Origin of the sequence: Erwinia persicina, assembly GCF_014838825.1 — a bacterium.
Classification (GTDB): Bacteria; Pseudomonadota; Gammaproteobacteria; order Enterobacterales; family Enterobacteriaceae; genus Erwinia; species Erwinia persicina_A.
The window spans coordinates 117,704-130,566 of sequence record NZ_JACYMO010000005.1 but is presented as its reverse complement, the minus strand read 5'-3'; the positions used below and the strand labels follow the sequence as shown (position 1 = coordinate 130,566).

Annotated in this window: 13 protein-coding genes; 4 read left to right on the top strand and 9 right to left on the bottom strand. The window is 58.2% G+C overall.

The genetic code is table 11. The features are described from left to right. Positions 1-17 precede the first annotated feature (17 nt). The 3 genes from IFU29_RS14080 to IFU29_RS14070 form a co-directional block, all read right to left on the bottom strand. Complete coding sequence (locus IFU29_RS14080; protein WP_191934475.1) at positions 18-683, bottom strand: pilus assembly protein; 666 nt, start codon at positions 681-683, stop codon at positions 18-20. A gap of 55 nt (positions 684-738) precedes the next feature. Next, positions 739-1,374, bottom strand: coding sequence for a common pilus major fimbrillin subunit EcpA (locus tag IFU29_RS14075; RefSeq protein WP_191934474.1), 636 nt, complete (start codon positions 1,372-1,374; stop codon positions 739-741). Positions 1,375-2,054: 680 nt separating this feature from the next. After that, complete coding sequence (locus tag IFU29_RS14070) at positions 2,055-2,975, bottom strand: substrate-binding domain-containing protein (RefSeq protein WP_244633707.1); 921 nt, start codon at positions 2,973-2,975, stop codon at positions 2,055-2,057. Between the two features lie 182 nt (positions 2,976-3,157). Here IFU29_RS14070 and IFU29_RS14065 point away from each other — a divergent pair, with 182 nt between their 5' ends. Further along, positions 3,158-4,135, top strand: coding sequence for a hypothetical protein (locus IFU29_RS14065; RefSeq protein ID WP_191934473.1), 978 nt, complete (start codon positions 3,158-3,160; stop codon positions 4,133-4,135). A 23-nt stretch (positions 4,136-4,158) separates the two neighbouring features. Continuing rightward, the gene (locus IFU29_RS14060; protein WP_191934472.1) at positions 4,159-5,022 is read left to right on the top strand and encodes a hypothetical protein; all 864 of its coding nucleotides are present in this window, start codon (positions 4,159-4,161) and stop codon (positions 5,020-5,022) included. Positions 5,023-5,099: 77 nt separating this feature from the next. On the opposite strand, the gene IFU29_RS14055 is transcribed toward IFU29_RS14060, so the two are convergent. Genes IFU29_RS14055 through IFU29_RS14045 form a run of 3 tightly spaced genes read right to left on the bottom strand, consistent with a single transcriptional unit; the run spans position 5,100 to position 8,225 of the window. Next, on the bottom strand, positions 5,100-6,971 hold the full coding sequence (locus IFU29_RS14055) for an amidohydrolase (protein WP_191934471.1): 1,872 nt from the start codon (positions 6,969-6,971) through the stop codon (positions 5,100-5,102). Beyond that, on the bottom strand, positions 6,961-7,545 hold the full coding sequence (locus tag IFU29_RS14050; protein ID WP_342214477.1) for an antibiotic biosynthesis monooxygenase: 585 nt from the start codon (positions 7,543-7,545) through the stop codon (positions 6,961-6,963). Before IFU29_RS14050 ends, IFU29_RS14055 begins: the two co-directional genes overlap by 11 nt. Before the next feature lie 38 nt (positions 7,546-7,583). Further along, on the bottom strand, positions 7,584-8,225 hold the full coding sequence (locus IFU29_RS14045) for a hydrolase (protein WP_191934469.1): 642 nt from the start codon (positions 8,223-8,225) through the stop codon (positions 7,584-7,586). A 130-nt stretch (positions 8,226-8,355) separates the two neighbouring features. Between IFU29_RS14045 and IFU29_RS14040 the strand changes: the two genes are divergently transcribed. Continuing rightward, on the top strand, positions 8,356-9,264 hold the full coding sequence (locus tag IFU29_RS14040) for a LysR family transcriptional regulator (RefSeq protein ID WP_191934468.1): 909 nt from the start codon (positions 8,356-8,358) through the stop codon (positions 9,262-9,264). 51 nt (positions 9,265-9,315) lie between these two features. Here the strand turns inward: IFU29_RS14040 and IFU29_RS14035 are convergent, their stop codons facing one another. Continuing rightward, positions 9,316-10,179, bottom strand: a complete 864-nt coding sequence (locus tag IFU29_RS14035) for an EamA family transporter (protein ID WP_191934467.1) — start codon at positions 10,177-10,179, stop codon at positions 9,316-9,318. 63 nt (positions 10,180-10,242) lie between these two features. On the opposite strand from IFU29_RS14035, the gene IFU29_RS14030 reads away from it, so the two are divergent. Continuing rightward, positions 10,243-10,782: a MarR family winged helix-turn-helix transcriptional regulator gene (locus tag IFU29_RS14030; protein WP_191934466.1), complete on the top strand. Its 540-nt coding sequence runs from the start codon at positions 10,243-10,245 to the stop codon at positions 10,780-10,782. Positions 10,783-10,829: 47 nt separating this feature from the next. On the opposite strand, the gene IFU29_RS14025 is transcribed toward IFU29_RS14030, so the two are convergent. Both IFU29_RS14025 and IFU29_RS14020 read right to left on the bottom strand, forming a co-directional pair. Then, positions 10,830-12,410 (bottom strand): MFS transporter, encoded by a 1,581-nt coding sequence (locus tag IFU29_RS14025; RefSeq protein ID WP_191934465.1) that lies wholly within the window; start codon positions 12,408-12,410, stop codon positions 10,830-10,832. Further along, a complete protein-coding gene (locus tag IFU29_RS14020; protein WP_191934464.1) occupies positions 12,407-12,826 on the bottom strand; it encodes a DoxX family protein in 420 nt (139 codons plus the stop codon). The genes IFU29_RS14025 and IFU29_RS14020 overlap by 4 nt, the downstream gene beginning before the upstream one ends. Positions 12,827-12,863: the final 37 nt, after the last annotated feature.

Here is a 12,863-nt window from a genome sequence, read left to right as displayed (position 1 = left end):
TTAAACCCAGAATCCCTTCATTTAAGAGCAATGTAGTGTTCCACATCCCACAGACTTAAATGTGTTCCTTTTGCCTTTAAATTGACCTTATGCAAACGGTATGTTTTCCCCGGGAGAACGTAAAACACTTCACGGCAATCCTTTTTGCCATCAATGCACTCTCCTATTGCGCTAACTCTGAATGAGGTATTTCCTTTATTAGAAACCCCATCATCGGTCAGGCTGTAGTCAAGGTTTTTATTACGTGGCTGCACGACTAATATGGTACTGATGATCGCCTTAGCCTGTGCCAGCACAGATTTCCCCCCGCTCACCGCGCTGTCGTCAGTGATAGGTTCATCGGTAAAAGTGATTCTGTAATATCTTTCCTGATTATCTTCTGTGCCCTGATACCAGAACTTAATGATATTTTTAGATGATCCTGGCATCATCAACTGTGAGGGTGATAAAAGTATTTCATCTTTTTTATCGAAGGCAATGACTTTTCCATCCGTTAACGGCGAGTCAATTCGCTCAATTTTAACGCTGATAACCCTTGCCATTGGAGATTCATTTTTTATCTCTTTTGCCACTAATTGTTTATCCGCAGGAATAATCGTCGTCACTCTTCCCACATTAATGGCTGAAGCGGCGAAAGGCAGTACCAACGTCATTAAAGAAATAATAATAGATTTTTTTAACATGATTTTCCCTTCACGTTAACGTGCAGCAGCCGGGGGAGCCCCGGCTGCATTGACCTTATTCGCTCCAGGTTGCGCGGAAAGCAACGGCAACTTCACCCGTCCACAAACCATCTGACAGATCAGCAAAGGACGTAGATGTGGTGCCATCGCTTGTCGCTTTTTTCACGATAAATTTAAAGTTATCGCGGGCATTATATTTATCATCGGGTTTACCTTTTGCAGACTTAGTCAGTGCCCACAGCGAGCTACCGTTCCCGGCCTCCTCCGTAGAATCTACCAGCGTGGTCCAGTCAGCATTTTTGCCAACACCGGTCGATCCCCCGAGCGTAGAACCGAGCTCCTTACTGCCGTAGAGAGCACCCACCGCCAGCGTACTTTCCCCACCCACCTGGCGCAGCACGTTATTGCCATCATCGACACGGGCTTCAAGTTTGAACGCATTTGCGTCTGGGCGACCACCGCGAATAGCCACATCAAACGTGCCCGTATCCTGATTAAAGGATTTACTATTTTCTGAATACTTAAATTGCAGTGTGCGAATCGGGGTTATCACCAAACTCGATTGGCTCTGCTTTGTTGCTTCCGCCTGCCAAACAGCACTTGCAGTAACCGTTTCATCAGCAGCAGCAATCGCTGATGAAGCAGATGCCATGAGACTCAAACTGGCTACAGTAAGTAACAACTTTTTCATTATATATTCCCTTTCATAGTTCATTAGTTGATTTGTTTGACAATCATTATTCTTTTGGATAATGCACTCCGTTGCCACAGCAATAAAATACGTTCCAAAAGGTTGCCGCTAGCTATTTAAAAAAGCAGAAAAATTTTAACCAGGAAATGACAAACAACAAAATGAAAATGATCTGATTTATTTTTTTCAGGAATTCTGATTTAACATCACTGATGTCTGTTAAAATAAATCAGATAAGAGAATGGAAATTTTTAAGACTCTTTACGAATCAAGGGTTCTGAATATCATAGAAGTAAAATATATAAAATGTGTAATTTTTTATTATATTAATCAATCAGTTAGGCAATAAAGTCACACTGCGACAGGATGTGATTTAATCTTAAGGTCATCTGAGTTTCGTTGATTATCTTTTATATCAGCTTAAGAGATGCACCTGCGAACAGGGCGGAAGAGTTTTGTATAACCTTTATGGCGAATATTTTTCATATTTACATTTTCACTAAATTAATGCTCAGATTAGATCATTTTATAGCACATACTTCCATAGTACTAAGTGATGGCATAATTCAGACAATGTCTTTTTTAAAGACATCACGCCGCTGGCCAGCACGCTGTTCCGACAAAGATAAGATTATCTCTGCCGGAATAAGGTCGCAAATGGATAAAAGCAGCACACGCTGTCAGCTGCGGCTGGCGCAGCCGCACTGAGACATTTCGCCGTGCTCTTCCCGGCTCAGATGGGAATGGCGGATTTTCAATTCACCGGTGCGCCATGCGCCCTGTTCATCCGGCCGGTTATCCAGCAGGCGGTTCAGCGCTTCAGCAATTTGCAGATCGCCACGCTGTGCCCAGGTGGTCAGGCTCCACATCGACGAACGGGCTTCGCCCACGTCGTCAAATCCCACCACGCCGATATGTGCCCCCTCGCCAAAATCACGGATCGCCTGCATGGCACCAAAGGCCAGCACGTCATTTTCGCAGAACAGCCCGTCAATACGCTCAGAGGCCCAGGTGGTTTTCAGGTAGGTCATCATCGCTTCATATGCCTTCTCCCGGTCAGACTGCCCAGCCACCAGCACGCTGTTCAGCGTTTTACCCGCGCCCTGCAGGCTGGCCGCGTAGCCCTCCATACGCCGCAGCGGCGACGGGGATGCCGGCCCTTTCAGAAAGCCGAAACGCTGATAGCCCTGCGACAGCAGCAGGTGGCCAATCTGCTCTCCGGCCGCATAATCATCCACGCCGATCGCCGCTTCCCCTTTTCTTGCCGCACTGTGGCAGACATGGATGGCAGGAAGCGGATATCGCGCTGTCATCGCGGCAAGCTGTTCCGCGCTGAGGTGATGGGCAAGAAACAGCAGCGCATCGACCGGTAACGGCCTGGCCGTACGTAAAACCGCCTGACAGCTGGCATCGTCACCGACATTTAACAGCAGCGTACCGGCTCCACGCAGGTTAAGCTGGCGCGTCACCTCATTCAACAGCGTCAGGGTATACGGATTACTGAATTCGCCGGCAACAACGCCAATAATCGGTTGCCTGTCCGGCGGCGTCGTGGCGGTGAGAAGCTGCGTCGGATTTTCTGACAGAAATGTATTCATCATGAGGTAAGCTGTGGCGCTCCGGTGGCGAAAACTGGGGTGGACAGAATAGAGGAATCCCGCTCCCGTCAAAAGAACGGTGCCGCAGATATGTGATTTCGCACGCCTTTAGCGGGGGAGCAGCCTCCCTGCATTGATCAACTTTCACCGGCTCAGGCAGCGTGCCGCGCCGGACTAAGGACCCCATGAAATTAATTTCGTTTTCTGCGCTGGTACTGTCCAGTCTGTTTGCCTGCGGCGCGGCGTCAGCGGCCAAAACGTTAGAGGAATTCAACCACGGGCCTACCGCCTATGGCAGCATGGGCGACCTCGCGACAGAACCGCATTTAGTGGCGGAGTTTAAAGACAAAAAGTTCGTTTGCCACAGCGGGGAAGCCGCCACGCCGCAGGAGAGCCCGGCGGCAGCGGCCGCTTTTCGCCAGCTGGTTGACTATGCGGCGATTGGCGATGCGAAAGATAATTTCTGGCTGGATGCCGGGAACAGGAAAAAGCGTGAAGACCTGCTGGCGGCCGCCGTCAAAGCCGGAAGCTGGAAAGCCGCGTATCTGGACAGCCTGTGGACGCTGCGTTATCCCGCCAGCCCTGACGCCACTACCGGGGCGAATGCCACCCTGCAAAAACTGATTGAGCAGGACGTCCCAATCGTCACCTACACGTATGCCTCCTCACTTTACGGCCGTGACTACAAGACGATGTACCGCCTGCTGTCGACCGCTGTCGATCGCGGCAGCCTACAGGCGATGACGCTGATCGGGGGAACCCTTGTTCCCCAGGCCAGGGCGATGCATCCGCTAGCGAAATCCCTGCTGGAATGTGCCGTTAAGCAGGGGTACGCCCCGGCGTATGCCAGCCTCGGCAAACTGGCCTGGATGGAGGGGCATCGTTTAGACGCTTACCGACTGTGGGCAAAAGGGATAAACCTGGGATGTGATGCCTGCAGCGAACCCCTTGAGTCGCTGGCCCGCGTGCGTGCCGGCTATCGCCCCACGGATCCGATGCTGAATCTGATGCCGGAGCTGGCGGCGATTAATGCCTTTTACGACAGCAACTTTTTCTATTCATTAAGCGGGTTGCGCGACTTTGAACGCCCGCTGCCGGAAAAACTGACCTTTCACCTCAACGATAAAGAGCTGTTAGCGCTGCTGAAAGCAGAACAGGGCTGATGGCCGTTCCGGGAGAGTTAACGATGAAATCGTTACTGCTTTGTCTCATCGCACTACTTTCAGGCTGTGATAACGCCAGTGCGCCAGTGACCCGCACCGTTAAGGTGTGGCTGGGCGATGCCACAGACGGCATGCAGTCCGCGCTGGGCGACGACCTGACCCGCGACTGTGACGACACGATGTGCTGGTATAATTTCACCAAGCCCTCGCAAAGCGGCAATACGCTTAATCTGATCCTCGGCGGCGATCGCCCTTTCACTATCGACGGGGTGTTCTCTTTCACCGCCCCGGTCTACACAGAGAACCACAACCGTTTTGATGAAATTAACCTCTACCCCCTCGGCCTGCCGGAAGACAGCCTGCTGGCGGATAGCCGCACGTGGTTCTATCAACTGGTTGGCCGCCTTCAGGCCGCCGGATGGCAGCGTTTTATTATGCAGGATGATCCGCGCTTGCCGGGGTCAGAAGTAGCTAACGCCGCGCGGATTGAACAGGTGATGACCACGTCCAGCCTCACGACGCCGTTTAATGACCCGTCATCGCCGCTCAATAACGCGCAGTGGCGAACGCTGCCCTTTTTAGCGGACTGGTATTTTTACCGTGGTAATGAATACCTGACCCTGCGCGTACAGCGTCAGAACAGCGACACCGCCCCTGAGGAACGCGGCACTTACCTGTACACCCTGGTGTTCCGCAGTGAGCAACAGACGTATCAGGACTATTTTCCGTATGAGGATCGTCACCGCTGGAAAACGCTGTTACCTGCGCTGTTGAAAACCATGGCGAAACAGCGGGCGGAACAGGAAGCGCGACTGCGCGCGGCAGGCATCAGGATTGATGAGAACTATCACGACCCGGCGATCGCTGCGCTGAGCGGGCCTGACTAGCCCAGCGCGGGTTCATCCAAAATCTGCAAACGGCTCAGGCGCTGGCGTTGCCGGGATGAGGCAGGTCTGACCCTCAATCAGAACGCGAAGCAGGAACAGCCCAGCGCCCCCCAGAAGGCATTATCATCCGACACCGGCACGCCGGAGCGACGCGCGACATCGTGCGAGTGGCGGTGTACACCACAGGGACCACTGCACTGATGCGGCTGTGAGGCAAAGGCGACACGCCCGTTCGCCAGCGGCGGTGCGCTGCGGTAGTGGCCCGGCGTCGTCACCACCGGCGACCACTCCGGCAGAACCGGTACCGGCGGCGGTGACAGCGGGCTGAAGCGTCCTGCCGCATACACCACGTCGCCATTCACCACGGTCAGTACCGATTCAATGCCTTTAATCGCCTCTTCGCTGACGCTGAAATAGTCCTGCGAAAGGATCGCCAGGTCAGCCAGTTGCCCGACTTTAATCTGGCCCTTTTTCCCCTGCTCGCTGGAGAACCAGGCGCTGCCCTGTGTCCACAGCATCAGCGCCGTTTCGCGATCCAGACGCGCCTGGGTGTCATACATCGCCATGCCGCCGACGGTGCGGCCGGATACCAGCCAGTACAGCGCCGTCCACGGGTTATAGCTGGCTACGCGGGTGGCGTCGGTGCCCAGCCCCACCGGGACCCCGGCTTCCAGCATTTTCGCTACCGGTGGCGTCTGCTTCACCGCCTCATGACCGTAGCGCTCGGCAAAATATTCCCCCTGAAACGCCATACGGTGCTGTACCGCAATCCCGCCGCCCAGCGCTTTTACCCGCTCAATATTGGCTTCGGTGATGGTTTCGGCATGGTCGAAAATCCAGTGCAGGCCGTTGAACGGGATCTCACGGTTCACTTTCTCAAAGACGTTTAGCATGCGGCTGATCGACTCGTTATAGGTGGCGTGCAGGCGGAACGGCCAGCGGTGCTCGACCAGGTGACGCACCACGCGCTCCAGCTCATCTTCCATACCGGGGGCCAGGTCAGGGCGCGGCTCAAGGAAGTCCTCGAAGTCGGCAGCAGAGAACACCAGCATCTCGCCTGCGCCGTTATGACGGTAAAAATCCGTGCCCTGACCCGGTTTCAGCATGTCGGTCCAGCGCTCAAAATCTTCCAGCTCGTGGCCGGGACGCTGGGTAAACAGGTTATAGGCGATGCGCACCGTCAGCTGTTTTTTCTCGTGCAGTTCGCCGATCACCGCGTAATCATCCGGGTAGTTCTGAAAACCGCCGCCCGCATCGATAGCGCTGGTCAGCCCCAGTCGGTTCAGCTCACGCATAAACTGACGGGTGGAGTTCACCTGCTGTTCCAGCGGCAGCTTCGGCCCTTTTGCCAGCGTGGAGTACAGCAGCATCGCGTTCGGACGGGCGATCAGCATTCCGGTCGGGTTGCCGTTACCGTCGCGCTGGATCTCGCCCCCCGGCGGGTTTGGCGTGTCTTTGGTATAGCCCACCACGCGCAGGGCGGCGCGGTTAAGCAGCGCACGATCGTAAAGGTGCAGAATAAACACCGGCGTATCCGGGGCCGCTTCGTTGATCTCATCCAGCGTTGGCATACGGCGCTCGGCAAACTGGAATTCGTTCCAGCCGCCGACCACGCGTACCCACTGCGGATTAGGCGTACGCAGCGCCTGCTCTTTCAGCATCCGCAGGGCATCAGCCAGTGACGGCACCCCCTCCCAGCGCAGTTCCAGGTTGTAGTTCAGCCCGCCACGGATCAGATGCAGGTGCGAGTCGTTCAGGCCCGGGATCCCGGTATGGCCCTTCAGATCCACCACCCGGGTGCCGTCCCCGGCAAACTGCATCACTTCCGCTTCGCTGCCTACCGCGAGGAATTTACCGTCTTTTATCGCCACCGCCGTTGCCAGCGGGTTTTCACGGTCAACGGTGTGGAACTTACCGTTGGTCAGAATCAATGAGGCATTATTCATCATTACTCTCCGGGCTGATTTTCCCGCGCGGGGACAGCCAGTTTTTTAAAAGACGCGTTATCGCTGGCATCCACAGATACACCACCAGGCCGACCACGCAGGCATCGTTGAGAAAATGTCCCCACAGCGTACCTTTGCTGACGGGCAACACCGCCCCCCAGAACCAGGGAACCAGATTGGTGGAGGGGAAAATCACCGCCAGGGTGACCAGAAACTGCTTCCACTGCCTGGGGGCCACCCGCGCCGGGTCGGCCGGGGTAAACCAGAACGCCGCGCCGGGGCGCATCTCAATGTGTTCATTCCCCGCCAGCAACCCGCCCAGCTCCGCCACATGTGCCGCACGCTGCGTTGAGTTCAGCCACTGGTAAAGATTATCCAGATTGTCGAATCTGACCAGTATGGTCCAGGTCATTTCACCGTGTACCGGGCGCAGGACGTTGACACCCAGATGTCCGGGGAACAGCGCGGCCTGCGGCATAATGGCTTCCAGCCAGCGTTGATAGTCGTCCTGCTTGCCGGGCAAAAGGCGGTGCGTAATAACCAGAGTGATATGTTCAGGCTGGTGGGGATAGTCCACGATGTTCTCCTTTATGCCCCCCGCAGGGGGCCGGGTCATCAGGCTTTACGGGCCGGGGCTTTATGGACCAGGGTGTAGGCATAGTCCACGCCCATGCCGTACGCGCCGCTGTGCTCACGCACCAGGTCCATCACGTCGCCATATGTCTCTTTACGTGCCCAGTCGCGCTGGTACTCCAGCAGTACCTGCTGCCAGGTCACCGGCACCGCCCCCGCCTGCACCATCCGGTCGACAGAACGTTCGTGCGCATCCACGCTGGTGCCCCCGGAGGTGTCGGTCACTACGTACACCTCAAACCCCTCTTTCATCGCCATCAGCGCCGGGAAGGTCAGACACACTTCGGTCCACAAGGCGGAGATAATCAGCTTCTTACGGCCCGTCGCTTTCACCGCCTTCACAAAGGCCTCATCTTCCCATGAGTTCATTGAGGTGCGCTCAATCGGCTGCACCTCCGGATGCACCGCCAGCAGCTCCGGCCAGATGTAGCCGCTGAAGCTTTCCGTTTCTACCGAGGTGTAAATCGTCGGCACGTTAAAAATCTTTCCTGCTTTTGCTAAAGCAACGGTGTTATTTTTAAGCTGCTGACGATCGATGTTAGCCACACCAAACGACATCTGCGGCTGATGGTCGATGAAAATCAGGGCGGAGTTCTGTGGGTCCAGCAGGTCGAATTTAGACATTTTTTTATTCCTTTTACGTTTCAGGTTTCGGGTTTGTCTTGCGTGTTGACACAATACGAAATGGCCGCCCCGGTTGATAACGGAAAGAATTCAGGAAGTTGTTAAACAAATTTTGGGTTTGGGGAACACCATGCGATTAAACCTTGAAGCGCTGCTGATTCTGGATGCACTGGACCGTCACGGTACCTTTGCCGCAGCGGCGGCCAGGCTGTTTAAAACTGCTTCGGCACTGAGTTATACGGTGCAGAAGATGGAAAGCGATTTGAATATCACGCTGCTGGATCGCTCCGGTCACCGTGCCACATTTACCCCCACCGGACGCCTGATGCTGGAGAAAGGACGCATTCTGCTGCGCGCCGTGGGCGAACTGGAACAGCAGGCGCAGTACGTGGAAAGCGGCTGGGAAAGTCAGCTTACCCTCAGCCTGGATGCCTCCGTGCCGTTTGCCCTGCTGTCCGGGCTGATCGATGAGTTCTATCAGGCGCATCATCACACCCGCCTGCTGTTCCGTCAGGACGTGCTGGCAGGCTGCTGGGAAGCGCTGAGTTATGGCCTGGCCGATATTGTCTTTGGGGCCGTACAGGAGCCGGTGCGCCACAGCGGCGTGAGCTGCGTGCCGGTGGGCTGGCTGGAATATACCTTTGCGATTGCACCACATCACCCGCTGGCGGCGCTGCCCGCCCCGCTGCTGCGTGAGCAAATCCGCCAGTACCGGGCCGTGGTAGTACACGACACCTCGCGCCACGCCGAAGGCACCGACCTGCGCGTGCTCGACGAACAGCCGATCCTCAGCGTACACAGCTTCAGTGACAAGGTTCAGGCGCAGGTTGACGGGCTGGGCTGCGGCTACCTGCCGCGCTATCTGGCGGCCCCGCATCTGGCAAACGGCACGCTGGTAGAACGCCAGCTGGACAGCGAAACCCGCCGTGACCAGGCGTTCCTGGCCTGGAATGACAGCGCGACCGGCAATGCCGCGATGTGGTGGCGTGAACGCCTGCAGAGCTTTGAGGGGATCCGCAGCGTGTACGCTGCAGAATAAACGGTGACGCCCGGCAGCGCCGGGCATCCGCAATCAGAGAGTGCCCCTGCCTTAACGGCCGCGCGACATTTTCCACTGCACGGCAAACACGCTGGCCAGCACGACGACCAGCCCGGCCAGCGCCGTACCGGTTATCGACTGCCCCAGCAGTACCCAGCCCAGGCCCACGGCGCAAAGCGGGCTCAGTAAGCCCAGCGAGGCCACGGCTACCGTGGGCAGCCGCGCCACGCCGCGAAACCAGAGCGTATAGGCCAGCAGCGCCCCGGCCAGGCTCAGATACCCATAGGCCGCCCACTGCGGCAGGGTCAGCACAGGCAACGCGGCCTCCATCTGCCAGGCCACAGGGGCCAGCATCAGCCCACCGATCGCCAGCTGCCAGCCGGTCAGCGACAGGACGGGAAGGTCGATCTTCCAGCGGCGCGTCAGCCAGACGCCGGTCGCCATACAGCCCGCCCCGACGATGGCCGCCGTGATACCCACCGGTTCAAAGACCGTCTGCGGTGACAGCAGCAGCATCGCCATCCCAATCACCCCCGCTACCGATGCCCACAGGGTGGTTTGCGCCGGTGAGCGGCGGTCGACCGTCCAGGTCAGCACCATCACCAGCAGCGGCTGGATGGCCCCCAGCACCGCCGCCAGCCCGCCGGGCAGCCGGTAGGCAGCGACAAACAGCAGCGCCTGAAACACGCCGATATTTAATGCACTGAGCACCAGCAGTCGCCAGACATCTTTTCGCAAGGGCAGCCGCCGGGTAAACAGCAGCAGCAGCAGGCCCGCAGGTAGCACGCGGATCAGCGCGGCGGTGAACGGCCGGTCCGGCGGCAGCAGTTGTGAGGTGACGATATAGGTTGATCCCCAGATAGCGGGGGCCAGGGCGGTCAGCATAATGTCGCGCAGATAGGATCCTGTGTTCATGACTTTACCTTCAATTCAAGATATCATGATTGTGTTGATCACTTACCTTGAAGTCAAGATAAAATGAAGCCTTCTTCTCACCGACCGCCGCGCGATGCGGTCGACACCATCCTCGAACAGTGGCAGCGCGAACGTCCCGACCTGGATGCCAGCCCGATGGGGCCGATTGGCCGCCTTAAGCGCTGTACCGTCCTGCTGGAACAGCAGCTGGAAGCCTGGTTTTCGCGCTTTGATTTGGCCAGCTGGGAGTTTGATATGCTGGCGACGCTGCGCCGTGCGGGTGCGCCCCACTGCCTCAGCCCCACCGCCCTGTTCTCCGCGCTGATGGTGACGTCAGGCACCATGACCCACCGCCTGAAACGTCTGGAAACCCGGGGACTGGTGGCGCGCGTCGCCAGCGCAGAGGACGCGCGCAGCACGCTGGTACAGCTGACGCCTGAAGGGCTGGCGCTGATTAATCGTCTGGTCGGGCCGCATATTGAAAACGAACGGCAGATCCTGTCGGCGCTGCCTGCCGGTGCGCTGGCGCAGCTTGATGCCTCACTGTCGACGCTGCTGCTGGCGTTAGAGGCCGGAAACCGGGACAGCAACCCGCCCGAATAAGCACGGCGCAGGGGGCGACCGGACAAAAGATCGCCCCCTGACAGGGATTATTCCAGCGAGATAAAGTGATGCACTTTAGGTTTCTCCTCCCCCTGATGGAAGCGCGTCACGCTCTCCTGTAAGTCTGCATCCGCATGGGAAACACGCTGGTGCTGGCGCAGGTGCTCATGCCAGGATTCGACCAGGAACCACTCGATCAGCGTGGTCGCCTCCTGGCTGTGCCCGGCGATGCCCCAGGCGTAGGCCCCATCGCGGCGGCGGATCAGCGACAGCTTTTTCATTTCCGCCAGGAAGGCCGGGCGATCTTCTGCCTTTACCTGGTATTCAATCTGAATCATGACCGGGCCCCGGTCTGCCGTGACGTCTGTATCCAGCGCCGGTTCATCCCAGTGGCCGGAAGGCTGCAGATCAGCGTCGCCCGTCGGCAGCGTCAGACGCAGGCACAGCAGCGCGGTGAGCGTCAGCGCCACGGCGGCGATCAGCAGGGTATTCACCAGCCCGGTTTCCTGCGCCACCAGCCCCCAGAACAGACTGCCAGCGGCCATGGCACCGTTAAAAATCATCAGATACACCGCCAGGCCACGGCCGCGCACCCAGTCCGGCAGAACGGCCTGGGCCACCCCGTTCAGCGAGGTCAGGGCGATAATCCAGCTGACACCCAGCAGGACCATCAGCGGCAGGGCCAGGGCTTTAACCGGCAGCAGGGCAATCACCACCATCACCAGCGCGGACAGCCCGGCCGACAGCAGCATTAATCCGTCAACCTTCATCCGCTGACGCAGCACGGGCAGCAGCAGCGCACCGACAATCGCCCCCACGCCCACCGCCCCCAGCATCGTGCCGTAAAACCCGGCGCTGCCCTGCAGAAGATTGCGCGCCACCAGCGGCAGCAGTGCCCAGATAGCGCTGGCAAAGAAGAAGTAAATCGCGGCGCGAACCAGCACCCGGTGCAGTTCCCGGCTGGCTTTGACGTAGCGGATACCCGCCCGGAACGCGCCGAGGAAGTGTTCAGACAGCTCGGTTTTCGCTTTGTGCGGGCGCTTCCACCAGATCAGCGCGGTGATGACAAACACGTAGCTCAGGACATCGGCACCGTAGGCCGCCCAGGCCCCGAGCGCCGCCAGCAGCAGCCCGCCGGTCGCCGGGCCGACGGCACGGGCGATATTGATGCCCAGCGAGTTCAGCGCCACCGCATTCTTCAGCTGTGGGCGCGGCACCAGCTCCGGCACAATCGCCTGCCAGGCCGGGCCCATCAGCGCCGCGCCGATGCCGCCGATAAAGGTCAGCGCCACCAGGTATTCCACCGTCAGCAGGTTGTGATGGGAGAGAAACAGCAGCGTACCGCTGACGCTGGCCAGCAGCAGCTGGACAAAAATCAGCAGGCGGCGGCGGTCGAGAATATCGGACAGCACCCCGGCAGGGATCGCCAGCAGAAAAATGGGCAGCGTGGCGGCGGTCTGCATCAGCGCCACCGCCGCCGGGTTGGACGACAGCCCGGTGACCAGCCAGGAGCTGGCCACGTCGCGCATAAAACTGCCGGTATTGCCGAGAATGGTTGCCGCCCAGATCACCGCGAACAGCCCCTGCTTCAGAGGCGCAAACGCCCCACCTGCGTTATTCTGACTCATTTTGCCGCCCTCCTGTCATTCCATGCCACGTACACCAGCGCACCCGCCAGGCCAAGATGTTCAAAAAAGCCATTCATCACGCCGCCGCGCTCCGTCACCGGCACCTGCCAGAAGCGGTTCGCCATAAAGGTCGCGGCAACGGTAAACAGCGCCAGCGCCAGCGCGCCCAGCCAGCGTCCCCGACCGCTGAGGATCATCAGTGATGCGACCAGTTCCAGAACGATCACCGCCGCCGCCATCGGCGCGGCCGGCGACAGGCCGAAATGCTGCATCTCGGCGATGGCGCCTGGAAAATCCAGCAGCTTGACCAGCCCGCCCTGAAGGTAGGCAGAGCAGAGGGCTAACAGCGCCAGCCAGCGGACGGTGACCGATCCGGACGCGCCGGAGGACAGAGCAGAAAGGGAAGCGTTACGCATGGTTCTCTCCTGCCGGGGCGACGCGTGGTCAGCCCCG